Raw genomic sequence first — 24,804 nt, 5'->3', positions numbered from 1 at the left:
CTATTTCTAGGGAATGCCACAAGGGCTTTTAATGGTTTTATGATAGATAAAAGGTGTTAAAATAGAGTAAATCGTCTTGGTATTTTATAGAGAATCTTAATTACGCATTTTTTGTGTGTAAAAGTATGAGAAAAGAAAAAGTCTAATGCTTCAGCAGAATAAGATTCTAAAATCTTAATATAGAATCTAATTTTTAAAGAGTGAGCTAAGGGCGTCTAGTCCGCTTTTTTGTGCTGTGTTTTCAGCTGGAGCTGTGGCAGTAGAATCTGCTTTAGATTCTGTTGTGCTTGGCGTGTCAATCTCGCATAGCTCAATATCGCAATCACACAGCATACTTGCAAGGCGGATATTCACACCCCCCTTACCGATAGCCTTGCTTTTTTGATCACTTTTAATTTGCACGATAGCCTTTTTTCTTTCATTATTCTCTTTTTCGCCCTCCATATTCTCACGCCCATTTTGCTCTTGTATTTTTACACTTAGGATTTGAGCGGGTGTTAGGGCTTTGGCGATAAATATCTCTAGTGTGCTGTGATATTCTACACAGTCAATATTTTCATTTGCTAGCTCTTTGCTGACCGCATTTATCCGCACACCCTTTACACCCACACAGCAGCCGATAGGATCAATTCTAGGATTATTAGAATATACCGCTACCTTTGCTCTATCGCCGGGGATTCTCGCACTTTTAAAAATCATCACTTCATTATCTTTAATCTCTGGGACTTCCATCGCTAAAAGCTCTTCTAAAAATTTTGGTGTGGTGCGAGATAGCTCCACTTGCAATCCATTTTTGTTAATGCCAACAAATTTTAGCACCGCACGAATCGTATCACCCACTTTAAAGCTTTCACCCTTTATGCGATTTTTCTGTGGTAGCAGGGCACGGATAGAATCTATCTCTACAAAGGTGTTGCCACGCTCATCAACACCCACAACCTGCCCATTGACGATTTTGCCAAGCTGGGCACGGAAGCCTTGCAGAATCTGATCTTCAATGGAGCGTTGCAAATTGTATTCAAGATTCAAAAAAAGTTTATTTATCGCTCCTCGGCTCATCTCATCAAGCTGCAATTCACAATCTAGCTCATCGCCCACGCTCACATCGCCAAACTCCTTAGCTTGAGAAAAGGGGATTGAAGTAGCTAAATCCTCTTCTGTGAGTTTTACATCATCAGCACAGACTTTTTTGCGGTAAAAAAGCTTTAATGTCCGCTCTTTTATATCTGGCTCAACAATGTAGTGATAAAGGGGATTAATCTCTTCTTGTGCGATTTTGATTAAGCCATTTTTGACAATTTCTAAAACCACGCTATTATCTAGCCCCTTATCATACGCAATTAAATCAATAATATCTAAAATCTTTTCCATAAACACTAGCTCCTATTTGTGTGTGGATTGCCCCTGCCACTGTGGCTTCAAGATAGCCCTAGTTGCTTAAGTCTAGGGATTGTATATGCTATCTTTTGGGATTCTTTGTGAGAAGAGTGGGGATTATAATAAATTTTTGCTTAAAGTTTTACAAATATGCCTATTTTTAGCTATAATGCGGGGTTTTATCTTATTTTAGAGGCAAAAGGAGCAATATGAAAATTTTAGTGATACAAGGACCAAATCTCAATATACTAGGGCATAGAGAGCCACATATTTATGGAAATTTCACACTTGAGCAAATTCATACAAATCTTCAAAATCAAGCAAAGCAAAACAACGCAAGTTTAGAGTTTTTCCAAAGTAATTTTGAAGGCGAGATTATTGATAAGCTTCAAGAGTGTATAGGCGGTGAGTATGTCGGTGTGATTATCAATCCTGCGGCATTTTCGCATACTTCCATTGCCATTGCCGATGCGATAGCAAGCTGTGGTGTGCCTGTGATTGAAGTGCATATTAGCAATATTCACGCACGAGAGGAGTTTAGGAGCAAAAGCTATACGGGTGCTGTGAGTGCGGGAGTAATCACGGGATTTGGTGCTTTTGGCTATCATTTAGCGTTAATGGGAATCTTGCAAATTGCAAATGAAGTGCAAGCCTATAAGGCACAGCAAGCCGCTCAAGCACAGCAAAAATAATGCAACCTTATTTTATCCTTGATGAAAACGCACAATACTATGAGTGCGGCTTTAGCTGTGATAATGCCATTGTCGTGCGTGTGGAGGATACGCGATTTTTCATTACAGATTCCCGCTACACCCTTGAAGCAAAGCAGTTTTGCAATAAGCACACAGAAGTGATAGATTCAAATGACTTTATCCAAAGTTTGCTTGGCATAGTCAGTAGGCTAAAACTTAAGCAAATTGTATTTAATCCCCAAGAGCTGAATGTGGCGATGTATGAGGAGATCCTTTCATCTCTTAGTGCGATAAAATGTGAGCTTATCTCAAAGCCAAATTTTCATCAGCAACTAAGAATCTGTAAGAGCGAGAAAGAAATTGCCCTTATTGCCACTTCACAAAAGCTTAACAAACAAGCCTTTAAAGCCTTTGCCAAGCATATTGCTAAGATTCTTAAACAAGCCCCAAGTGAAAAAGAGCTGCATTATCAAGCTAAGCAGATTCTAAGCGATTTTGGCAAGTATGATTTGAGTTTTGATCCTATTGTTGGCATTAATGAGAATGGAGCAAAGCCCCACGCCTTGCCTTCAAATCAGTGTGTTTTAAAAAAGAATGGTATTTTGCTTTTTGATGCGGGGATTCAATATAAGCGGTATTGTTCGGATATGACACGCACAGCGGCGGTGGGCAAAGATATACACTTTAGCAAAAGACAAAAATTTAAAAATAAGCTTCATAGCAAGATTTATGATATTGTGTTAAAGGCTCAAGAAAAGACTATAAGCAAGGCAAGAAGTGGTATGAGCGGCAAGGAGATTGACGCACTTGCAAGGGCTGAGATTGAAAAAGGTGGCTATGGGAAGTATTTTGTCCATAGCACGGGACACGGCGTGGGCTTAGACATACACGAGCTGCCGCGTATTTCACGCTTGAGTGAGGATAGGATTGAAGATAATATGGTCTTTTCCATTGAGCCGGGCATTTATCTCCCCAATGAATTTGGCGTAAGAATTGAAGATTTGGTTGTGATGAAAAATGGACGCGCAGAGATTTTGTAGGAGAGAATCTTAGAATCTTGAGGCTAGATTCTAGACTTAAAGCTTGAGATTTAAAGCTTAAAAGGGCAAAAATAAAGATGAAAGAGCAAATCCCCACACTTTTACATATCGCACAAAGTGGTGATTTAAGCCCACTTGAAACCTATATCACCAAGCGATATGCTATTAATATGGACTTTTTCTCAACCCTTAATCCCAAGCTTTACAATGAACTCCAAGCTAAGCCTAGCCAATACACGCTTTATTGCAAGGATAATGAGCTAAATATCATTGATATACAAAATAATAGCTTTGTCTATCCGGTTGAGAATGCCAAGCGTACGATGATAGAGCAAAATCTTAGCTTGAGTAAAAATCCTTTAAACAATCCCGCCTTTAGCCTTTATACTAACCATCTAGCCCTTCACAAGCTAGATTCACAAAAAATCCCGCTCACGGCTGATATTTGTAACCCCATAATTGAGCTTATGCAAAATGAGTTTAGTGGGAACAATCGCTTTCATCTCCCTAACAACTTCCTGCCTAGCAGCACATTTTTTGGGCTTTTGGGCGGTATGTTTTTGCAGTTTTTACTTGAAAAGGGTTATTTTTTTCACTCACTGCTACTTTTTGAAGAAGATATAGATTTATTTAGAATCTCGCTTTATTTTGTGGATTATCCGCTGTTGTTTGAATCTGTGAGTGATCGTTCTTGCTATCTTTTTGTCAAGGATTTGTTGCATAAGGAATTTGTGCAAAATTACTTCACGCAAAGACGCATTACAAATAATTTTCTCCGCCTAGAATTACAGCTCTATGATAGTCCAAAGATTGAAGCTGTTAGGGATAATGTCGCACAGGCTTATGCGATTAATTCAAGGGGTTGGGGGAGCTTTGATGATGAGATGATAGGGGTGAAAAATACCTTTTGTAATCTTAGCAAGAGTGAGATTCTGCCCTATCCCATTTTGCATTTGCCACAAAGGGTGAATGTGCCAATATGTGTTGTGGGGAATGGAGCGAGTTTAGATTCTCTTTTGCCTTTTATCAAAGCAAATATGGATAGAATGATTATTTTTAGCTGTGGGACGGCATTAAAGCCGCTTAAAAATGCGGGGATTATGCCGGATTTTCAAATTGAAATTGAAAGGATAGATTATCTTAAAGGCGTTTTAGAATCTGCGCCTTTGGGGGATACGACACTGCTTTGTGGGAATATGGTGCAACCAAGTGCTTTAAGTCTTGCTAAGGAAGCCTATATGTTTATGCGTGGGGGCAGTGCGAGTGCGTATTTTGGTAGGGCAAAGAGTGTGGTGGAGTTTGCCGCACCTTATGTGGGGAATGCGGGATTTGCCCTTGCGTGTTTATTGAGCGAAGAGGTGCTGATTTGTGGGCTAGATTGCGGGTATATCAAGGGGCGGACAAAACACGCCAAAGGCTCGTTTTATGGCGATGAGCAAAGTGAGATTCCAAAAAATGCCTATGTCGTGCAGGGCAATGCGGAATGTGAGGTCTATGCCGATGCGTTATTTTCACTCTCTGCTGCGATGATGAGTAGGGCGATTGAAGTTTTTACTCCAAGGCTTGTGCTGAATCTAGGCGAGGGGGCATATATCCGCGGAAGTCGCTCTGCCAAGATAGATGAGTTTGATTTAGCCAAAGTGGATAAAGCCAAAGCCATAGCGGAGCTTAAGGGCTATATGTGTAAGGATAGACACAAGGTGCTAAGTAGCACAGATAGCCATATAAGCGAAGTTAAAGCGTATAAAGAGACTATTTTACAGGCGATGAAAGTAAGTGTGCGTGGGAAAAGGGAGCTTTTTGAAAGGATTGATAAGATTCAGGCTTTGAGCCTTAAGAAAGTGGTAGAACAGCCATTTGTGGGGGTGCTTTTTGAAGGGAGTATCTCGCATATTCTACATAGCATAATGCTCTGTGCGTTGCATATCCCAAATGATGATATTGCCTTATTTTACGCACGATGTGTGGAGCTTGTAGAATCTGGGCTTAATAAAATGGTGATGAGCTACACACTCCTTGCTACAACGCATACAAGCTAGATTCTATATCCACGCAAAAAAGGTGGCTATAAAGCACACAGGCGGTAAGCTTAAACTAAAACACACAAAAAGCAGGGGTAAAATCTTTTGTGTAAAGCGTAAGAGAGTGAGCATAAGCCCAAGGGCAGAGTAGATTAACCCACCGATATGAGCAGATAAAAAGACATCGCGTATGTAAGGCTGAAGCGAAGTAAGCCCTACCTCATTCATATCTTCTAGCGTGATGAAGCCTTGCGTATAGAGAAAAGTTTCTGTTTCTGCAAGGAAAGATGTAAGCTCTATGTCTTTTACTTCAATAAGTGAGCTAAAAAAGAGTAAAGAGTAGATAAAACACGCCATAAGCCACGCATAGCCCATAAGCATACCGGCTTTAGCAAATCGCCCTTTTTGTGAAAGAAGCACAACTCCTGCTGCAATTCCAAAAGATGCAAGCCAAGTAGGGATATTTGGGATATTATAGGCTCTCCAAAATAAAGAAAAAAGTATAATAAACCCAATGCCTACAAATAAGCAAAATCGCTGGAATCCAAAAAATTGCTGTTCTTTATAGTCTAGCGTGAAGTCAAACATAATGTCCCTTTTGTAAAAATTCTTATAAGACTAAGAATCTCATTAGATTCTTGTAGAAGTGGTATTTTAACAAAAAAAAATCCCCAAAACTGCATTATCAATTTAGGGATTTAAAACTGAATCTGGGAATAAGTTAAGAAGAAAGAGTTATTTGCGAAGCTCTTTGATTCTTGCAGCTTTACCGCGTCTTGTGCGTAGGTAGTAGAGTTTAGCACGGCGGACGCGACCGATACGCAATACCTCTATGCTATCCAAACTCTCGCTATAAAGTGGGAAAGTTTTTTCCACACCGATGTTGTTTGCACCCATTTTTCTTGTTGTAAATGTCCTATCTACGCCATTTCCGCGTATGGCAATGCACACACCTTCAAAGTGCTGGATTCTGCTCTTATCGCCTTCTTGAATCTTTATGCCTAGGCGGAGTGTGTCTCCAGCTTTAAATTGTGGCACTTTTCTCTCGCCGATCTGTGCTTTATTGAAGCTCTCAATATATCTATTTCTCATAGGTTGTCCTTTCTTTTTGGGTATGCTTTTTTGCTATCCGCCCGGTTGAAATATGGGCTAAAACGCGGTATGTTTGATACAAATCCGGTCTAAAATATTTCGTCTTGCATATCGCCAAGCGTTTTTTTAAGTCGGCGATTTTACTATGATTTCCCTTTGAATACACTGAAGGCACAGCTAAATTTTGTAAATTTTCATTTGGGCTTGTGGTAAATGGCGGACTTTTAGCAAAATTTGGTGCTTCAAGTAAATGTTCCGCAAAGCTTTCCCCCTGCAAAGATTCTGCATTGCCCAGCACACCTTGAATCTGCCTTGCAATACTATCGCATAGCACAAGGGCTGGAAGCTCCCCACCTGTGAGAATACAATCGCTTATGCTAAAGACTTCATCAGCATACATTTCTATGGCGCGTTCATCAAAGCCCTCATATCGCCCACATACAAAGCTTATATGGGATTCTTGGCTTAGGCGTTTGGCGTCATTGTTGTTAAAAGGTTTGCCACAAGGGCTTAGAAAGATAATATGGGAACTTTTAAGTGGCGCTAATGCTCTGCTTAATACATCTGCTCTCATCACTTGTCCTGCCCCACCGCTGATTGGCGGCTCATCAACCTTTTGGTATTTATCAAGGGCATAATCACGGATATTAATGGTCTCAATACTGATGAGGTTGGTGTTAATGGCGCGTTTAAGAATAGAATCTGTAAAGTAAGATTCAATGAGTGCGGGAAAAAGGGTCAAAAATGAAAAACGCATTTTGCCCCCTTAGCTTTCTTGCAGGAGTAAAAAGGCGTTTTGTGTCGCTATGCAATCTGTGCTAATGTTAAGGACATATTGGCTGATATTTGGGATATAAAACTGCTTTGGCAGCCCTTGAGAAACAAGCTCTGTGTGTGTTTGGATAAGAAAATAGTCAATCTTAGCAATACGCTCAATATCTTTCACAACGCCAAGATTCCTTTGTTTTATGTCTGTGGTGTCGCTAATGGCTGTGCCTATAAGCTCCTGCCATAAGATTTCACCTTTTTTTAGAATCTTTTTGCTTTCTGTCAATGTGGAGTAAAGCTCGTAATTAACTAGCTTTGCGGCACTCTCTCTGCTTTCATAGCCTTGAAAAATCACAAGATTCTTTGTTGTGTCAAATGAGTGAATGCGGATTGTATCAAGTGTGGCTTGGGCGTTTGGAGATTGATTAAAAGATATTTGAGCTGGGGATTGCAGATAAAAAGTCGCCTGTGGGGCAAAAATGGAGGGAAAATCACTCATAATGTGGAGTTTCAACGCTCCATTTACGCCTACAAGCCGCCCAATCTTAGCAACTAAAAGTAGGCAATTTTTATTTGAATGTTCCATTATGTGATGAGTTTAGATTCAATGGGCTTGAATGGCGATTCTATAATTTTTCCCATCTTTAGCTTTTAAGCCTGAAATGAAAGTTTTTAAAGAGCCTACCATTTTACCATCGCGTCCAATCAAACGCCCGACATCTTGAGGATCAGCAAAAATAGTAATTTCACAAGTATTGTCTTCTATATTCTCAAGCTTAATCTCTATCGCCTCTGGATTGTTGGCTATCTTTTTTGCATATTCTTTGACAAAATCTTCAACCATCATCGCTTCTTTATTTTGAAGTCAGTTTAGCTACCCTTTCACTCATCTTTGCACCAACGCTTTTCCAATATTCTAATCGCTGTGCATCATATTTGACAAGTGCAGGTTCAACCAAAGGATTGTAATAACCAAGAGATTCTATCCAGCCACCATCGCGTTTTTTGCGTGAATCTGTAACTACGATACGATAGAAAGGCTTTTTCTTGCGTCCCATTTTAGTAAGTCTAATCACTGTTGCCATATTTTGCTCCTTAACATATTAGCTTTTTAAAAAGCTGAAATTATAATGTGTTTTGCTTAAAGCACGATTATTTTGGCATACGCATATTGCCCATCATACTCATAAGCTCTTGCATACCGCCTTTTTGTGAAAGTTTTTTTGCTAACTTTGCCGCTTGGTCAAACTGCTTAATAATGCGATTTATATCGCTTACCTCTAAGCCACTACCTTGAGCTATTCTCTTGCGTCTTGAGCCATTAAGCAAGTCTGGATTCTCTCTTTCTTTTTTTGTCATAGAATTAACCATTGCACGGATATTTTTAATCTCATTTGATTTGTCTAAATCCACATCTTTTAACGCACTTGCCATTCCGCCAAGCCCGGGAATCATTGAGGCAATGGAACTCATTGAACCAAGCTTTTTAACATTTTCAATTTGATTAATAAAATCTTCAAAGCCAAATTGCCCTTTTTTGATTTTTTTAGCTATGCTTTTAGCTTCATCTTGATTGATGACACTTGCGGTTTTTTCCGCTAATGAAGCAATATCCCCCGCTCCCATAAGACGCGAGATAATGCGTTCAGGCACAAACACATCAAAATCCGCTACTTTCTCCCCACTTCCTATAAACTTCAGCGGAACGCCGATTTGATAGGCAATAGATAGGGCAATCCCGCCTTTGCTATCACTATCAAATTTTGAAAGGATCACCCCATCAATACCGATTTTTTCATTAAAGTTTTGTGCGGAGCGGATTCCATCTTGTCCGCTTAGAGAATCGGCTACATACAGGCACTCTGTGGCGTTAATAGAATCTTTAATCTCTAAAAGCTCCTGCATTAAAGCTTCATCAATGCTTAAGCGTCCTGCACTATCTATGATAACTACATCATAATGTGCGTTGATTGCTTTTTGCTTGGCTTCCTTAGCTACTTGCAGGGCATTTTCAGGCTTTGAGCTTTGATTTGGGGTGAAAATATCCACTTCAATACTTGCGGCTAATTGACTAAGCTGCTGAGTGGCTGCGAGTCTATGCAAATCACACGCCACAAGCAAAACTTTCTTGCCTTTTTGTTTAAGATAAAGGGCGAGTTTGGCACTTGAAGTTGTTTTACCGCTTCCTTGTAAGCCCATCATCAAAATCACGCTAGGCGGCGTTGGTGAGAAGCTAATCCCATAGCTTTTCTTGGATTTTAAAATCTCATTGAGAGAATCTTGCAGAGCATTCATAAAGCTTTGTTTGCCTATGCCATTGCTTTTGGTGCGTTGGCTCACTTCTTGGATAATCTGCTTTGTAGCTTTGTGATACACATCATTTTTTAATAAAGTCTTTTTTAGCTCATCACACGCCCTTTGAAGCGATTTTTCATCATCAGCAAAGCGGATTTTGTTAATAATGCCTTTAAATGAGCTTGTGAGTGTGTCAAACACGATAACTCCTTTGTGAAAATAAAATGCAATAAAAGGCGGGATTCTACATAAAAATCACTTTTATTATGCTTTTATTTGCTTCAAACTTATATATTTAAAGGTAATAATCCATAAAATAGCAAGGAATTGTAATGATAAATTTTGAACAATCTCTACGAGAGAATCAGCTCAAAATTACACCACAGCGACTCGCAATGCTTGATAGGATTCAAAAAAACGGGCATATGAGTGTAGAAGAGCTATATGAGCAGATTCGCTCTATTTTCCCATCTATCTCACTTGCTACGATTTATAAGAATATTCACGCACTTTGTGAAGCAAATATCTTGCGTGAGATTAAAGCTCCAAAGGATAAACAAAAGTATGAGCTAAGTAGTGATAGGCATTTGCACGTGTATTGTGAGGTATGCGGTAAGCTTGAAGACATTAGGCTTGATATACAAGCTTTAGAAAAAGATTGCAGTCAAAATAGCGGATATAGTATTTGTGATATTTCCGCGGTGCTTATAGGCAAATGCCCAGAATGCAGAATCTAGTCTAAAAATAAAAGCTAACAAAATCTTAAAAATCCCACCATACCTCGCGTTTAGGTGGAGTGGTGAAGTCATACACTTCGCCAAGCATAGGCACACTGATAGGGATATTTGCCCCATCGCATAAGGCAATGAGATTTTTGAGTGGCTCATTCCACGCGTGAGAGCCAGAGACAAAGCGTCCATAGTGAATGGGGATAATCATTTTTGCCTTTAAATCAACAGCGGCTTGTAGCACCTCATTTGTAAAAGAGTGTGAAAATCGCCACGCTTGATTGTATTGTCCATTTTCTAAAATCGCTACATCAATTCCGCCAAATTTCTCTCCAATCTCCTTAAAATGCGTATAATAGCCCCCATCACCGCTTAAAAATATTTTTATCCCAGCCATTTCTAGCACATACGAACTCCAAAGTGTCCTGTCCCATTCTATTGTGCGTCCTGAGCTGTGCTGCGAGGGCGTAGAAGTGATTGTGATAGAAGGGGCAAGTTTTAGGCTTTGCCACCATTGTAATTCTGTGATTTTTTGAGAATCCACACCCCAAAATCGTAGATGAGAGTCAACGCCAAGTGGCACGACAAATTGCTTCACCTTATCTTTTAAGGCAATGATAGTAGGATAGTCCAAATGATCATAATGATCGTGGGTAATCACAAGCACATCAATGCTATCAAAGTCTTCCTTGTCCCAATGGATATGAGAGGCAAAAGCACGATTGATCCAAGGATAGGGCGAGGCATAATTGCTAAATACTGGATCAACAAGAATCTTAAAGCCCTGCATTTCTAGCATAAATGAAGAATGCCCAAACCACACAAAAGCAGGATTTTGCGTGTGAAGTGTTTTGAGATTTGTTTGAGAAAATGGCAGGGGGTGTTTGGGTTTAGCATTTTTAGGCTTAAAAAGATAGAATCTTGCCACTTCCCACCACGCTGCGCGTTTAATGTGCTTTGTGTGTGGATTAAGATTTGTAAAATAGCCTTTTTTAATGCCATTTTTATCTTCTTTCCATTCAAAATTTGGCACTGAAGAAAATCTCTGCATTTCTTCAGTATTCGGGCTAGAGCCTTTTGCAAGGTTTTTAGAATCTTGAGAAATTCCACAAGTGGCACTACAAGTCATAATCACGCAAATTATGCAGATTCTTACATTTGACAGCAATGCGGTGCTTCCGTGCTGATGGGTAGTTTTAAATCTTTCCACGCGTTAAATCCACCAACAAGATAATAGACATTATTATAGCCTAGCTTCTTAGCCCACATAATCCCTACAACCGCACTTCCCATAGGTGAAAGTCCATACTCCCCACTATCATAAAATACGATTTTAGAATTCTTGTCTTTTCCAAGCAGGGCTATAAACTCATCTTGTTTGCGAGAGAGAGCATCAGCTTCCCAATTCCACTCACTGCCATTGTCGTTTAGACTTGGACTCAAAGCAAACTCAAAATGTTTGGCATTAGGGATAAGCCCTAGATTATACACACCGCGTGGCAGGGTAGCCATAATAGTATAAGATTCTATGTCTTGTGCCAACTCATCAGGCAGGATAATGCTATAGCCATTTTGCCCTGCGCGTTGAAGAATGGCTGTCGCATCTTGGCTTATCTTTTCATCTATATTGAGCGTTTGGAGTTTGCTTTGGGCTTCTTTGGCTTTATTTTCATCGCCCTTTAGCTTGGCACTTTCAAGTGAGCTAACCACAGGCATAACCTCCACAAGCTGTGTGTAATAGCTGCTTTGCTTAGATTCTGTGGTATTAGAATCTGAATCTCCACAACCTATCAACGCTAGGCAACATACCGCTAAAATAGCATTTTTCACGCTAAAAAATCTCATTTTACTTCTCCTTTTTGTGATTTGTGTTTATGATTGTGAAAGCGTTTTAAGCTCGCTTTGAATCTTAGCATACTTTTCTTGTGCGAGTTCAAGGGCTTGTGTATTTTGCTCTAGCACCGCTTTTGGGGCGTTTTTGATAAAATTTTCATTGCCTAGCATTCCTTGTAGTTTGGCTATCTCTTTTTCAAGCTTTGCTTTTTGATTGTTTAAACGCGTGAGAATGGCACTTAAATCAATGCCTTGAAGATTTATATAGCTCTCACTCAAATCGCTGACATCGCACACACAGCCCATTTGTTTATCTTTAACGATTTGTAAGTTTGTAACCTTAGCAAGTTTTTCTACAAAAAGTTTAAGCATATTTTCATCTACACTTGTATTAAGCTTAACAAATACCTGCTCCACATTCGCATTGCCAAGCTCAAGCATTGCTTTTAATCGGCGGATTGAAATAATCACATCTTCAATCACTTTAAAAGTCTGCTCTATGGCGGATAGCTCTTCACTCACATTCTCTGCCTTTGGATAAGGGGCTATCATAATAGAATCTGCGGATTCTATCTCACTGCCATTCAAGCTATGCCATAGCCAATCGGTAACAAAAGGCATATAAGGGTGCAAAAGTAACAACGCAGTTTTAAAAATCGCTCCAAGCTCATAGACAGAATCTTTACTTGCCTTTGCAAGTTCAATCCCCCAATCGCAAAATTCCCCCCACAAAAAGCGATATAAAATACTCGCTCCATCATTAAAGCGATAAGATTCTAAAGCCAAACGCACTTCATTAATCGCCACTTGCAAACGCACAAACATATACTGACCAAGCGGAGTTTGTATCTCTATCTCATTAAGATTTTTAAAGGCTTTAAAGGTTTTATTTTGAATCTCATCTTGTTGGGAGGCATACATTTTTAGAAACTGCGTGGCGTTATAAAGCTTATTTATAAAATTTTTAGAAATCTCACAGCTTTGGGTGGAGAGCTTCACATCTCGCCCTTGAGCGCATAAAATCGCTAGAGTAAAACGCAAAGTATCCGCCCCATAAGTGCTTATCATTTCCAATGGATCAATGACATTGCCCTTACTCTTACTCATTTTCTGCCCCTTTTCATCTCGCACCAATGCGTGAAGATAGACATCTTTAAAAGGCAGTGAGCCTAGCAAAGATTCGCCACTTAGGAGCATTCTAGCCACCCAGAAAAATAAAATATCAAAACCTGTAATCAGCAAAGAATTAGGATAAAAATCGCTTAAATCTGAATCTGTAAAGAGAGCAGATTCTGTATCTTCATCATCTTTGCTTGCTTGTATGTTGCCCCAGCCAAGTGTGCTAAACGCCCAAAGCCCCGAGCTAAACCAAGTATCAAGCACATCTTCATCTTGCTTTGTAATGAGTGCTTGGCATTTGGGACAAGTGGGATTATCGCTCTCACACGCAATCTTTTCTCCGCATTCGCAATACCACACGGGGATTCTATGCCCCCACCAAAGTTGGCGTGAAATACACCAATCTTTCAGCTCTCTCATCCACGCATTATAATTATTCAACCATTGATTTGGGAAAAACTTTAGCTCCCCTGCATTGACTTTTTTAATAGCCTCTTGTGCGACTTCTTTTTTAACAAACCATTGCTTTGAAATATATGGCTCTACAATACTGCCACAGCGGTAGCATTTGCCAACCTGATTTGTATAATCTTCAATCTTTTCAACAAAGCCAAGCGATTCTAGCTTTTTAATAATAGCTTCTCTTGCTTCTAGTCTTTCCTGCCCTTCAAACTCCCCAGCATAGGCATTTAAAATACCTTTTTCATCAAAAATGGTAATAGATTCTAAATTATGGCGTTTGCCTACCTCATAGTCATTGACATCGTGAGCGGGAGTTACTTTCACACAGCCCGTGCCAAACTCCATATCCACTGCTAAATCCGCAATAATGGGAATCTCCCTATTTAAAAGCGGCAAAATCACACTTTTACCGATACAATCCTTGTATCGCTCATCGTTGGGATTTACCATCACCGCACTATCGCCAAAAAATGTCTCTGGACGCGTGGTAGCGACAACAATAGTCTTTGAAGTGTCTTTAATGGGATAGCGTAGATAGTAGAGTTTGCCAAGATTCTGCTCGTATTCCACTTCAATATCAGATAACGCACCATCATTGACACACCAATTAATCATATAGTTATCCTGCACGATTAAGCCTTGATTATACCACTGAACGAAAGCTTTTTTAACCGCATTTTGCAAACCCTTATCCATTGTGAATCTTAGACGCGACCACGCCGGAGTGATACCTAGATGACGCATTTGATTAAGGATTGCTCCCCCGCTTTGCTCTTTCCACTCCCACACTTTTTTGATAAAAGCTTCCCTGCCTAAAGATTCTTTGCTTATACCCTTTTTTGCAAGTTGCTTTTGCACGACATTTTGCGTGGCAATTCCTGCGTGATCAAGTCCGGGTTGATAGAGCGTTTTAAATCCGTCCATTCTTTTAAAACGCGTGATAATATCCTGCAATGTAAAAGTAAGTGCGTGTCCTATGTGTAAAACACCTGTAACATTAGGTGGGGGCATCATAATACAAAACTTTTCTCCATTTTGAATATGTTTGTTCCCATCAATTTCAAAATATCCCCGAGATTGACAAATATTATAGAATCTAGATTCTATATCTTTGGGATTGTAGCCCTTTTTTTCCTGTGTCGTATTCTCCATAAAATGCCTTTGTGGTATTTAATTTGCTTTAGGTGTATTATAATACCAAATTGCTAAAAACAAATGGAGGTAAAAATGACTTATGAGCTAAAGATGCCAATTTTGGGTTTTGATGATGTTACAAAGGTGGAGCTAGAGCAGATAGATGAGACTTTTAGTAAGCTCCGCTCACTTGATGGAACGCGTCCTTTTGAAATCACACTTGTAAATCCCTTTTCACTTTGCGAATACAACTTTACCATTCCAACCGCTGATGAAAAGCTCCTTGATTTAGATGAGACAAGGGGCGATAAGGTGCTTGTATTTTGTGTAGTGGTGGTGCAAAAGCCTATTGAAAACTCCATTGTGAATCTTATGGCACCTTTTGTGTTTAATCCAAGCAATGCTTCTTGCTTACAGGTTACGACTTTGCCTGTGGCTGAATATCCGCAATTTAGCAAAGTCCAACCTTTAAAAGAGTTTTTATCCCCCGAGATTCTGCAAACACTTAGCAAATAATGCCACTCTCCAATCTTAACCCAGAGCAGTTAGCCGCTGCTACTGCCCCAAGCGGACATAATCTTATTATCGCTTCAGCTGGGACAGGCAAAACTTCCACGATTGTGGGGCGTATAGCCTATCTTTTGCAGCAGGGCTTTAAGCCTAAAGATATTTTATTGCTTACCTTTACAAATAAAGCAAGTAGCGAGATGATTGAGCGAGTGGGGAAAATCTTTGGCTCTAGCCTTGCTAAAGAGATAGAATCTGGCACATTTCACGCCGTGGCGTATCGGTATTTGCGACAGATGAAAAATATTCATCTTAAACAGCCTAAAGAATTGCAAATGCTCTTTAAAAGCCTGTATGAGAAACGCGTTTTTAGCCAAGATTCTATAAAGCCTTATTCTTCGCAGTATTTATATGAAATCTATTCGCTTTTTGTCAATGCCGCGTATAAGGGTAGTTTTGGGGCGTGGATAGTGGATAGGAATCCGCAGCAAGAGCCATACATTGCCATTTATGAGGATGTAATGGAAGAGTTCAAGGCACTAAAGCACACGCATCATTATGCGGATTATAACGACTTGCTTTTATTGTATCGTGAATCTTTGCTAGAGCTTAGCTTACCGCCATTTATGGAAGTGCTATGCGATGAGTATCAAGACACAAACCCTTTGCAAGATTCTATCCTTGATGCGTTAAAGCCCCAAAGCTTATTTTGTGTGGGGGATTATGATCAAAGTATTTATGCGTTTAATGGGGCGGATATTAGCATAATCAGTGGCTTTGGGGATAAGTATGCAGATTCAAAAGTTTTTACTTTAAGTAAAAATTACCGCTCAAGTAAGCATATCCTTGATTTAGCTAATAAGGTGATAGAGAAAAATGAACGGGTATATCCCAAAAGGCTGGAAGTGATTAAGCAAGGCGAGTTTGCCCCGCCAAAGCTTGTATGGTATGATGAGCTATTTTTGCAGTATCAGGGCATTGCTAAACGCATAGCTTTAAGCAACACGCCTTATGAAAATACCGCTATTATTTTTCGCAATAATTCAAGTGCTGATGGGATTGAGGCGAGTTTGCGAGAGCTAAATATCCCTTCAAAACGCAAGGGGAGCGTGAGCTTTTTTGACACAAAAGAAGTCAGTCTCATACTTGATATTTGCTCCCTTACGCATAATCCACGCGATATGATGGCACATATCCATACACTGAGCTATGGTAAAGGCATAGGCAATAGCATTGCTAAGGATATTTATGAGGCGTTGTTTATCTTAGGTGAGGGGGATTGTCATAGGGGTATGTTTATGCCAAAAAGTGATGTAAAAGCCTATCAGCAAAGGGCAAAAAATACACAACTTGGGCTTTTTGATGATTTTTTTGCTTTAGAATCTCAAGGCAGATTTAATGAATATATTACAGGGGGCTTTGCTTCACACCCACTTTTGCAACACCCAAAGATTCAAAAAGAAGGGGCGATATTTTTAAGTGATTTTTATGAAATGCTAGATTCTATAAGACATATTAAAGAGCCAAAAAGGCTGATTGAACGCATTGTGAATGCGAAGTTTTTTACTGATATTATGCAAAATCTAGCTAAAAATCGCTCTAAGACAAAAGAGGGCAGTATAGATTCTGCAAGGCTTGAACAAGCCTTAGAATCTATCAAACGCAAATGTAGCCTTTTGCTTGATTTGGCAAAAAATCACAATGATTTAGGGAAGTTTTTAAATGCGATGATTCTAGGCTCAAGTGAAGCTAGTGAAGGCAGCGGGGTAAATCTATTAAGCATTCACGCAAGTAAGGGGCTAGAGTTTCAAAATGTATATGTGGTGGATTTAATGGATGGGCGATTTCCAAATCGCAAACTCATAAGCAAGGGCGGGAGCATAGAAGAGGAGCGGCGGCTGTTTTATGTAGCCATCACGCGTGCAAAAGAGAATCTTATCCTTTCTTTTGCTAAAAAGGATAATGTGAAAAACATTGACTACACCCCATCAATCTTTCTGTATGAGGGTGAATTGTTAAGCAAGGATAGTGTGGTTTAGGATTTATGCAAATGAGCTATAATGACATTTTTTGCAAGGATTTAGAATGTGGGAGAGAGAAATTTGGAAGTTTTAATAAATGGTGATTTAGTGCCAATCGTGCTTTTTACCTACAATCGCCCAAGGCATACCAAAGCAACTTTGGACGCACTAAAAGCTAATCATCTAGCCCCAAGAGCCGTATTGTATATCTACCAAGATGGACTAAAGGAAAATGCCACAAAGGAGCAACGAGAATCTGTCCTAATTACCAGCAACGAGAATAGCAAATACTTTAAAGAAATTACCCTAATCCAAAGAGAGCGTAATTTTGGACTGGCAGATTCTATCATTGATGGTGTTACAAATATCATCAATAAATACGGCACAATCATTGTGTTGGAAGATGATATTGTTGTATCGCCTGTATTTTTGGACTTTATGAATGCTGCTCTTAATTATTACAAAGATCAGCCAAAAGTATGGAGCATAGCGGGTTGGGGCTACCCAATAACTACACAAGACTTGGGGGACTGCTACTTTTGGAGAATCCCACACTGCTGGGGTTGGGCAAGTTGGAGTGATAGATGGCAGCATTTTAAGCGTGATATGTCTTTGGATTTTAAAAACTCTTTTAACAAAAGCGACATTGCCTATATCAATCTTGATGGAGCTGCTGATTACTTTAGTCATTTTACACTTAATCACAAAGGTAAGTTAAAAACTTGGGCAATATTTAATTATCTTATTGCTCACAAGCATAATGCTTTAACGCTTTGTCCAAGTATCTCATATATCCATCAAATCGGCTTTGATGGAAGTGGGGTGCATTGTGGAGAGGAAGGCAATATGCTTAATCCCCCCAGCATAAATACAAAATTTCCCATTATCTTTCCTAAAGACATAGCAGAATCTGCTCTAGCATTAGATCGGATTAGATCTTTTGAGTTAGTGCATAAAAACACCATACCAAGGCGAATAAGGCATAAATTGGTAAAAGTCTCTACAGCCTTACAAACAAAACTATCACATTTAATAGTATGTAGGGGGGGGGGTATAGATTATCTCCTGTTGCTTATACAAGCATCTTATATAACCATGATGAAAGCAGGGCGGCATAATGACTTATGTCTGCCAAAATGCTATCCTGCTACTCTTTTTCAATCGCCTTGATACTACGCTTGCTACCCTAGAGCAAATTGCCAAAGTTCAGCCTAAAAGAATTTATCTAGCTGCAGATGGGGGTAGAAATGAGACGGAAAAAGAGCATATTGCCACTTTGCGCACAAGTGTATTGAGACATATTACTTGGAAGTGTGAGATACACACACGCTTTTTAAATGCGAATCTTGGCTGCAAAATGGCTGTAAGCTCTGCTATATCGTGGTTTTTCTCACAAGAAAAGCAGGGTATTATCCTAGAAGATGACTGTCTGCCGACTTTAAGCTTTTTTAGATTCTGTGATGAGCTTTTAGAACGCTACAAATATGAAGAAAAAATCTTTATGATAAGTGGCTGGAGTGCGCTTGATTTTGCCAAGAACGCTTCAGTAGAGACATTACACCCAAAGGCGCAGCTACAAGATGACTACTTTTTCTCCAAATATCCGCATATTTGGGGTTGGGCTGGCTGGGCTAGAGCGTGGCAGAAATATCAGCTAGAGTTTAGCGACTTTGAATCTGAATTTAACACGCTTGATAATTTTTACTCCGTGAAAGAAAAGCGATATTGGTATAAAATCTTTAAAACTTATTCTCAAGGCAAAATAAACACTTGGGATTATCCATTTACATATAGTATATGGAAGCATAAGGGGCTTTGTATTTATCCTAAGAATAATATGATTACAAACATTGGTTTTAATAGGAATGATGCCACTCACACCACAGGAGAGTCTAAATTTGCCACAATGCCAAGCTATGATATTGTTTTTCCACTCAAGCACCCAAATAGCACACAAAGAAACAAACAGCTTGATGCTGCAAATTTTGAGATAATTTTTGATGTATCGCCATTGCATAAGAGAATTGTTAATAAAATTAAAAAAATTAAATATAGATGATTGTTCTATGGATTGCACATTTGAATTAAGGCTCTGTGTTCTTTTATTTCTTGCTCTTTTTTAATCTCTTCTTGGGGGATAAGCTTAAAAGTCTCTTTGGCATTTTTGCAGTCTTTAAGCTTATAATATCCCCACGCTAGAGAATCTAAATACGCTGGGTTGCGAGGGGAGATTTCAAGTGCTTTTTTCACATACTCTACGCCCTCTTTGACATTCAGCTCATAATCAATCATCAAATAACCCAAAAAATTAAACAAAAAGCCTAGCTCCGCATTTTGCGAGTTTTGCAAAGCACTATCAATGCGTTCATCTTTTGGCGTGCTTATATCAGGCATTTGCATAAGGTTTATGGCATTTTTGAGATTTTGAGCAATATTTGCTATGGCTTTTTTATCTTTTTTATTGCCAGATTCAAAGGTATAAATCTGTTCCAGAGCTAGAAAATAGGGATTTTTATTTTCATCATAGGCATATTTTGCTTGTTTGGCGGCATTTTTATAATCTTGCTGTGCGATATAAAGCTCTAGGAGAATCTCTGGCTTAAAGGGGAATTGCGTGGCAATTTGCGAGGCTTGTTTGAATTTCTTTTGGTGGGCGTAAATAAGAATAAGATTTTGAGCATTTTCAATGGTGGGCTGGGCTTGAAAAGACTTTTCAAAGACATTTTCAATCTTAGCAATCTTATTAAATTTTCCATACACTTCAATGCTAAATTTACAAAAGCTCCCAAAACAGCCATAATTTTCAATATGGGAATCGAGGAGCTTCAAAGCCTTTTCCTGCTGGGATTGGCTCAAATACACAGCGACAATTTTTTGTAGCACTTCTTGGGCTTTACTCTCATTATAGGCAGATTCAAAATGGATAAGGGCATTTTTAAAATCCCCGAGTGTGGCATAAAGTGAGCCTAAAATATCATTAAGCAGGGCAGAATTTTCACTCTTAGCAATAATCTTTGCTTCCTGCAACGCTTCTTGCGTCATTCCTAGCTTAAGATAAGAATCTAAGAAAATCTTATGGATAATAAGATCTTTTTGCCCACCTTTTGCCACATACTCATTAGCAAAATCAAGCGTAGCGTGGGGGTTATTAAGCGTTGAAGAAAGGATGATTGCCTCTTTAAAATATTCTAGTTTTTTAGTCTCTTCATACAGCACAAGATACAAATCTCTTGCCTTGTCAAACTCCTTTTGTGCCTCATACTCAATAGCTTCAAACAGATAGCTATCCTCATCAAATGCCCCATAGCAAGAGCTTAGCACGATAAAACATAAAGCAAAAACACGCAAAATTTTCATACACATTCCTTTATCTTTATGCCTTTGCATTCATTGCACAGAGTTTGTAAATCTTGCTTATTAAGATTCTTATGAGCTTCCCAAAATGGATAAGTGCGACATTGCTTTGGACGATAGGCATAAATGCTGCATTGCTTAGAATCTGTATCAAAAAACACGCACGCCAAGCCATTTTGATAAGACTTTTCAATAAAGGAAAATCTATAACCCACTTTTCTTACATAAGCTTTGGTAAAAGATTCAAAGCTAAATCCCAAAAAAGAGGCAATTTCTTGCATTTCTTCAATATTCACAAACACATAGCCAGAATCCCCCACACAGCACTTGCCCCCACAGCTTTCACAAGCGGAGTTTTCAAAGCTAAAGGGATAATCTTTATCGGTATTCATAGAAGCTTTTTGCATCGCTTTTGTAGATTCTATTAATGTATTCAACCTGCCCATCTTTCACGCGTTCATTAAAAAAGCGTTTGCCTTGGTTGATTTGAGCGAGTATGAGCTGCTCCACACCCACAGCAGTGGCATAATTTACCCAATCATAGCGTAAATCACCACCTAGAAGCGAAGTGTATTCCACAAGTTTGGGATTTTGATTGTTAATCACATTAGCGATAAAGAGATTCTTGCGATCTTCTTTTTGGATAAGCAATAGAATCTGTGGGTGGAAGTTTGTTTGGACGGAGAGAAATTTATCAGGCTTATTTTTGGCAAGTCCCAGCTGTGAAGCCACAAGCCCTGTCCTTGCTGGGGGAGTGTTAAAAAACACGACATTATTAGCAATGAGACGATCGTGTTTGCTTAGCTTTTGCACAAAGGTTTTAGCAGATTCTGAATCTATTTCTTCTTCAAAGACAACGCGGCTACTTTTATTTTTTAAGATTCCACCAAGTGTTTTGCCAATAAGGCTTTTATCGTTATAAGCGATGATATTTTTGCTCCCAGCTAGAGAGAGCAAAAGCTCAATTTGTGCTTCATAATCAATCCCGCCAAAAATAAGATTTTTAGGCAACGAGCTTATGTTGATTTGTTTTCTATTAATGGTAGGCACATAGGTGGGAAGACTTATATCAAGTGTGGCAAACTCTTGCGCTCCTTTTGGCGTGAGAATGGCAATGACAAAATCATAATTTTCTTTTGCGATGTTTTTGTAAGCGCTGTTAAGATTAGCCCTGCTTTCATCGCCGCTATCAAAAATCTCAAACACAAAGTCATTGCCCCGCGTCATAAGATAGGCCAAAATGGTATCAATACTGCTTGCCGAGTAGCGTCCTATGATTTTTTTAGGCATTAAAAGAGCAAGTTTAATCTTCCCACTGCCCTGCAGTGTCGGTGGCAGCATTTGGTCGGCAATGCCTAAGTCTCCAAGGACTGAAGAGAGCTTAGAGCGAAGCTCGGTATTATCTATGCTAGGGTCAAAAAAGGCAACAAAAGAGAAAAACTCTCCCTTAGCAAAGTAATTCAGTAAGCAAGAGGTGCCACATTTTTCCGTGCTAATATTTAAAATTTCCTGTTGTGGCAAGGGTAGGGGTGAGATAATATAGCTTTTGGCAAAGGCGTGTGTAGCTAAACTCACACTTAAGATTCCATACAAACATAAGGCAAAAATAGGCTTTAAGTAGATGTTCATAATTGTCCTTTCGCAATTAAAAAGTCATTATGTGCTTGTGTTTTGAGTGAGGGATTCCGCACAAGCTCATTGAGTGCATAAGTAATTAAAAACTTTTTGTTATTGTGCCATAAGATTCTACTATGTTCCAAATGACTGCCCAAAATATGCTCACTGACCACATCGCCTAAAAGCACACAGAGCTTTGGTGTAAGGCTTTGAAGCTGTGTGAGCACATAGGGCTTGCAGCTAAGAAGTTCGCTCTTTTCAAAATGGGGATTGAGCGGATCGCATTTAATGAGTGAAAGGATAGAAACTTGTGAAAGGGGGAGCTTGAAAACATTGCTAATGATGTTTTGTAACATTATCGCACTTTTATTTTGCACAAATGCTTGAGATTCACTCACAAGAGGGATTTCACTGATAAAACACAAACTTGCATTTTGATTTATAAGCCCGATATTTGGGGCTTTACAATGTTTAATGCGATTGCAAAGTGAGCAATTTTTGATAAGGGTGTTTATGTCTTGCCCTATGGGAGCGTTGGATTTTGGGGCAAAAAGAGCATTTGCATATTTTTCCCCACAAGCTTGGCGTTTGTAGAGTTGCTTTAATTGAAGAAGTTTTAGAATCTGTGCTTTCATATCGCTTTATATATCCATACTTAAACCAACCGGGCAGTGATCGCTCCCAAAAATATGCGGATAAATCGTGGCATCTTTGAGATGAGATTCCAAAGAAGTAGAACATAAAAAGTAGTCAATCCGCCAACCAGTGTTATTTTCCCTTGCTTTTCCCATATAGCTCCACCAGCTATATGCCCCTTCAAGTGTGGGATAAAAATGGCGAAAGGTATCAATAAAGCCAGATTCTAAAAGCTCACTCATTTTGCCCCGCTCTTCATCGGTGAATCCTGCGTTTCTGCGGTTTGTCTTTGGATTTTTCAAATCAATTTCTTTATGAGCGACATTTAAATCCCCACAAATCACCACAGGCTTATGCTTTTTTAACTTTTTCACAAATGCCCTAAAGTCATTTTCCCACTCCATACGATACTCTAGTCTCTCTAGCTCCCGCTTGGCATTAGGTGTATAGACATTGACAAGATAGAATCTTTCATATTCTGCCGTGATTATCCTGCCCTCCTTATCGTGATGGCTAATCCCCATATCATAGGTTACTTGCAAGGGCTTAATCTTGCTAAGCACAACAACGCCAGAATACCCCTTTTTCTCCGCACTATTCCAATACTCACTATATCCTTGAAAGCTAAAATCCCCCTGCTCCTTTTGCATTTTAGATTCTTGGATACAAAAAATATCTGCATTCACTTCGTTAAAAAAATCCATAAAGCCTTTATTCATACACGCACGCAGTCCATTGACATTCCACGAGATAAGTTTCATTATTAATCCTTGCTTAGATAATGTGTAGATTCTAAAGTATGGCGACCCTTGAAAGATTTGAACTTCCGTTGCCACCGAGAAAGGGTGGTATCCTTGGCCAGCTAGATGAAAGGGTCAGCGGAAGTATAGCAAACTTTATTTAAGATTTTGCTACAATGTGCGGTTTGAAATGAATGCAAAAAATGAAAGGGTAGGAATGTTTTCTGTAAGGTTTTTGGTTTTTCAGGTGACTTTTTTTGGGTTGCTTGTGGCATTTTTAAGCGGGTGTTTTGGCACACAAGCAGAGCCAGGCAAACCCCAAACCCCATATGCTAAAGAAGCTAAAAAAAGTGAGATTATCACACTTAGTTTTGTGGGCGATAATGTGCTTGGGGATTATTATGGGAGCAATGGCGAGACATTTAATTGGCGTTTTGCACAGCAAAAGAGCGATTTTAGCTATTTTTTTGCTAAGGTAAAAGAAGTGCTAGAAAATGATGATATGAGTTTAGGGAATCTTGAAGGACCACTCACAACACATAATGGCGATAGATTAGTAAAGCCATTTGCCTTTAAGGGTGATCCAAGCTATGTGAAAATATTACAAGAGGGAAGTATTGAAGCGGTAAATATTGCTAATAATCACACACGCGATTATGGTGTGAAAGGATTCCAAGATACGCAAAAACATCTCAAAAACGCAGGGATTTATTATAGCGGAGAAGGGGTGCTAAGTATTTATGAGATTAAGGGTAAAAAAATCGGTATGGCAGGGCATAGAGGGTGGAATCTAGCCATCAAACCTCAAGTCAAAGCTGAAATTGCAAAACTGCGTGAGATGGGTGCGGATATTGTGATTTTTACATTCCATTGGGGTGAGGAAAGGGAGTATTATCCTAATAAGATTCAAAAAGAAATAGGCAGATTTGCTATTGATAGCGGTGCGGATTTAGTCATTGGACATCATCCGCACGTGCTTCAAGGCATAGAGGAATACAAGGGTAAAAAAATTGTGTATAGCTTAGGGAATTTTGTCTATGGTGGTGCGAAAAATCCCGCCGATAAAGATAGTGTGATTTATCAGGTGCGTTTTGCCTTTGGTGAATCTAGGGCGGATTTAAGAAATGTAGCACAAAAATATATTTATATTGATAATAAAAAACTCAAAAAAGTTGCGGATTTGCCGCAATGGAGTGAGCTACATAGCTTTGTGCCGGTTTTGATTAGTGGGGTAAAGACTTATAACAACTATCAGCCCATCATCGCCCAAGGGAGTGATAAAGAGCGTATTATCCAAAGAATGACAACCTACTCTGCACCTTTAAATAAGTAGTGTAGAATCTAAAATGAAGTGTTAGATTCCATCGG

General features: G+C 39.3%; 25 protein-coding genes and 1 tRNA gene. 9 read left to right on the top strand and 17 right to left on the bottom strand.

All coding sequences use genetic code 11. The features are described 5' to 3' along the window. Positions 1 to 186 precede the first annotated feature (186 nt). A complete protein-coding gene (nusA, locus tag LS74_RS08390; protein ID WP_034587572.1) occupies positions 187 to 1,371 on the bottom strand; it encodes a transcription termination factor NusA in 1,185 nt (394 codons plus the stop codon). A gap of 215 nt (positions 1,372 to 1,586) precedes the next feature. Here nusA and aroQ point away from each other — a divergent pair, with 215 nt between their 5' ends. The 3 genes from aroQ (at position 1,587) to LS74_RS08375 (ending at position 5,148) form a co-directional block, all read left to right on the top strand. After that, positions 1,587 to 2,069: a type II 3-dehydroquinate dehydratase gene (aroQ, locus tag LS74_RS08385; RefSeq protein ID WP_034587570.1), complete on the top strand. Its 483-nt coding sequence runs from the start codon at positions 1,587 to 1,589 to the stop codon at positions 2,067 to 2,069. Continuing rightward, positions 2,069 to 3,109: a M24 family metallopeptidase gene (locus LS74_RS08380; protein ID WP_034587568.1), complete on the top strand. Its 1,041-nt coding sequence runs from the start codon at positions 2,069 to 2,071 to the stop codon at positions 3,107 to 3,109. Before aroQ ends, LS74_RS08380 begins: the two co-directional genes overlap by 1 nt. Positions 3,110 to 3,186: 77 nt before the next feature. Beyond that, entirely contained in the window at positions 3,187 to 5,148 is a 1,962-nt protein-coding gene (locus LS74_RS08375; protein ID WP_034587566.1) for a 6-hydroxymethylpterin diphosphokinase MptE-like protein, read from the top strand. A gap of 3 nt (positions 5,149 to 5,151) precedes the next feature. Here the strand turns inward: LS74_RS08375 and LS74_RS08370 are convergent, their stop codons facing one another. The 7 genes from LS74_RS08370 to ffh form a co-directional block, all read right to left on the bottom strand. Beyond that, positions 5,152 to 5,718: a hypothetical protein gene (locus LS74_RS08370; protein WP_034587564.1), complete on the bottom strand. Its 567-nt coding sequence runs from the start codon at positions 5,716 to 5,718 to the stop codon at positions 5,152 to 5,154. 147 nt (positions 5,719 to 5,865) lie between these two features. Beyond that, positions 5,866 to 6,222 carry a 50S ribosomal protein L19 gene (gene rplS, locus LS74_RS08365; protein WP_002957355.1) on the bottom strand — a complete coding sequence of 119 codons (357 nt, stop codon included), beginning with the start codon at positions 6,220 to 6,222 and terminating at the stop codon, positions 5,866 to 5,868. Then, entirely contained in the window at positions 6,212 to 6,979 is a 768-nt protein-coding gene (gene trmD, locus LS74_RS08360) for a tRNA (guanosine(37)-N1)-methyltransferase TrmD (RefSeq protein ID WP_034587562.1), read from the bottom strand. Before trmD ends, rplS begins: the two co-directional genes overlap by 11 nt. 9 nt (positions 6,980 to 6,988) lie before the next feature. Then, positions 6,989 to 7,576 carry a ribosome maturation factor RimM gene (gene rimM / locus LS74_RS08355; RefSeq protein ID WP_034587560.1) on the bottom strand — a complete coding sequence of 196 codons (588 nt, stop codon included), beginning with the start codon at positions 7,574 to 7,576 and terminating at the stop codon, positions 6,989 to 6,991. An 18-nt stretch (positions 7,577 to 7,594) separates the two neighbouring features. Further along, positions 7,595 to 7,834: a KH domain-containing protein gene (locus LS74_RS08350; RefSeq protein ID WP_034587558.1), complete on the bottom strand. Its 240-nt coding sequence runs from the start codon at positions 7,832 to 7,834 to the stop codon at positions 7,595 to 7,597. A gap of 10 nt (positions 7,835 to 7,844) precedes the next feature. After that, positions 7,845 to 8,075: a 30S ribosomal protein S16 gene (gene rpsP, locus LS74_RS08345; RefSeq protein WP_002957351.1), complete on the bottom strand. Its 231-nt coding sequence runs from the start codon at positions 8,073 to 8,075 to the stop codon at positions 7,845 to 7,847. A gap of 67 nt (positions 8,076 to 8,142) precedes the next feature. Further along, positions 8,143 to 9,486, bottom strand: coding sequence for a signal recognition particle protein (gene ffh, locus LS74_RS08340; RefSeq protein WP_034587556.1), 1,344 nt, complete (start codon positions 9,484 to 9,486; stop codon positions 8,143 to 8,145). Between the two features lie 131 nt (positions 9,487 to 9,617). Here ffh and LS74_RS08335 point away from each other — a divergent pair, with 131 nt between their 5' ends. Continuing rightward, complete coding sequence (locus LS74_RS08335) at positions 9,618 to 10,022, top strand: Fur family transcriptional regulator (protein WP_034587555.1); 405 nt, start codon at positions 9,618 to 9,620, stop codon at positions 10,020 to 10,022. A gap of 25 nt (positions 10,023 to 10,047) precedes the next feature. Here LS74_RS08335 and LS74_RS08330 read toward each other — a convergent pair whose 3' ends face one another. The 3 genes from LS74_RS08330 to LS74_RS08320 are packed head-to-tail and all read right to left on the bottom strand — an operon-like array spanning position 10,048 to position 14,579. Then, on the bottom strand, positions 10,048 to 11,223 hold the full coding sequence (locus LS74_RS08330; RefSeq protein ID WP_236096879.1) for an MBL fold metallo-hydrolase: 1,176 nt from the start codon (positions 11,221 to 11,223) through the stop codon (positions 10,048 to 10,050). Further along, positions 11,166 to 11,858, bottom strand: a complete 693-nt coding sequence (locus LS74_RS08325; RefSeq protein WP_034589508.1) for a rhodanese-like domain-containing protein — start codon at positions 11,856 to 11,858, stop codon at positions 11,166 to 11,168. Before LS74_RS08325 ends, LS74_RS08330 begins: the two co-directional genes overlap by 58 nt. Positions 11,859 to 11,885: 27 nt before the next feature. Continuing rightward, positions 11,886 to 14,579, bottom strand: a complete 2,694-nt coding sequence (locus LS74_RS08320) for a valine--tRNA ligase (protein ID WP_138129013.1) — start codon at positions 14,577 to 14,579, stop codon at positions 11,886 to 11,888. A 75-nt stretch (positions 14,580 to 14,654) separates the two neighbouring features. Here LS74_RS08320 and fliW point away from each other — a divergent pair, with 75 nt between their 5' ends. From fliW to LS74_RS08300, 4 genes are read left to right on the top strand one after another with little or no spacing between them, the layout of a single operon-like run. Then, on the top strand, positions 14,655 to 15,077 hold the full coding sequence (gene fliW, locus LS74_RS08315) for a flagellar assembly protein FliW (RefSeq protein WP_034586971.1): 423 nt from the start codon (positions 14,655 to 14,657) through the stop codon (positions 15,075 to 15,077). Beyond that, positions 15,077 to 17,107 carry an ATP-dependent helicase gene (locus LS74_RS08310; protein WP_034586969.1) on the top strand — a complete coding sequence of 677 codons (2,031 nt, stop codon included), beginning with the start codon at positions 15,077 to 15,079 and terminating at the stop codon, positions 17,105 to 17,107. Before fliW ends, LS74_RS08310 begins: the two co-directional genes overlap by 1 nt. A gap of 48 nt (positions 17,108 to 17,155) precedes the next feature. Further along, positions 17,156 to 18,259 carry a glycosyltransferase family protein gene (locus tag LS74_RS08305; RefSeq protein ID WP_052086401.1) on the top strand — a complete coding sequence of 368 codons (1,104 nt, stop codon included), beginning with the start codon at positions 17,156 to 17,158 and terminating at the stop codon, positions 18,257 to 18,259. Further along, positions 18,207 to 19,148, top strand: a complete 942-nt coding sequence (locus tag LS74_RS08300) for a methyltransferase FkbM (protein ID WP_236096878.1) — start codon at positions 18,207 to 18,209, stop codon at positions 19,146 to 19,148. The genes LS74_RS08305 and LS74_RS08300 overlap by 53 nt, the downstream gene beginning before the upstream one ends. A 5-nt stretch (positions 19,149 to 19,153) precedes the next feature. Here the strand turns inward: LS74_RS08300 and LS74_RS08295 are convergent, their stop codons facing one another. The 6 genes from LS74_RS08295 to LS74_RS08270 form a co-directional block, all read right to left on the bottom strand. Then, positions 19,154 to 20,446 carry a tetratricopeptide repeat protein gene (locus LS74_RS08295; RefSeq protein ID WP_034586965.1) on the bottom strand — a complete coding sequence of 431 codons (1,293 nt, stop codon included), beginning with the start codon at positions 20,444 to 20,446 and terminating at the stop codon, positions 19,154 to 19,156. Further along, complete coding sequence (locus tag LS74_RS08290) at positions 20,443 to 20,835, bottom strand: YkgJ family cysteine cluster protein (protein WP_034586976.1); 393 nt, start codon at positions 20,833 to 20,835, stop codon at positions 20,443 to 20,445. The genes LS74_RS08295 and LS74_RS08290 overlap by 4 nt, the downstream gene beginning before the upstream one ends. Next, positions 20,822 to 22,072, bottom strand: a complete 1,251-nt coding sequence (locus tag LS74_RS08285) for a hypothetical protein (protein WP_034586963.1) — start codon at positions 22,070 to 22,072, stop codon at positions 20,822 to 20,824. Before LS74_RS08285 ends, LS74_RS08290 begins: the two co-directional genes overlap by 14 nt. Further along, positions 22,069 to 22,695, bottom strand: coding sequence for a uracil-DNA glycosylase family protein (locus LS74_RS08280; protein WP_034586960.1), 627 nt, complete (start codon positions 22,693 to 22,695; stop codon positions 22,069 to 22,071). Before LS74_RS08280 ends, LS74_RS08285 begins: the two co-directional genes overlap by 4 nt. A gap of 6 nt (positions 22,696 to 22,701) precedes the next feature. After that, on the bottom strand, positions 22,702 to 23,457 hold the full coding sequence (locus tag LS74_RS08275) for an exodeoxyribonuclease III (protein ID WP_034586959.1): 756 nt from the start codon (positions 23,455 to 23,457) through the stop codon (positions 22,702 to 22,704). A gap of 39 nt (positions 23,458 to 23,496) precedes the next feature. Further along, a tRNA-Glu gene (locus LS74_RS08270) sits at positions 23,497 to 23,573 on the bottom strand. An 80-nt stretch (positions 23,574 to 23,653) separates the two neighbouring features. On the opposite strand from LS74_RS08270, the gene LS74_RS08265 reads away from it, so the two are divergent. Continuing rightward, positions 23,654 to 24,769, top strand: a complete 1,116-nt coding sequence (locus tag LS74_RS08265) for a CapA family protein (RefSeq protein WP_167480477.1) — start codon at positions 23,654 to 23,656, stop codon at positions 24,767 to 24,769. The last annotated feature ends 35 nt before the right edge of the window (positions 24,770 to 24,804 follow it).

The sequence above is a fragment of the Helicobacter magdeburgensis genome (assembly GCF_000765825.2).
In the GTDB taxonomy this organism is placed as follows: Bacteria; Campylobacterota; Campylobacteria; order Campylobacterales; family Helicobacteraceae; genus Helicobacter_C; species Helicobacter_C magdeburgensis.
The sequence above is the reverse complement of the archived record's forward strand: the minus strand, read 5'-3'. Positions and strand labels throughout refer to the sequence as shown.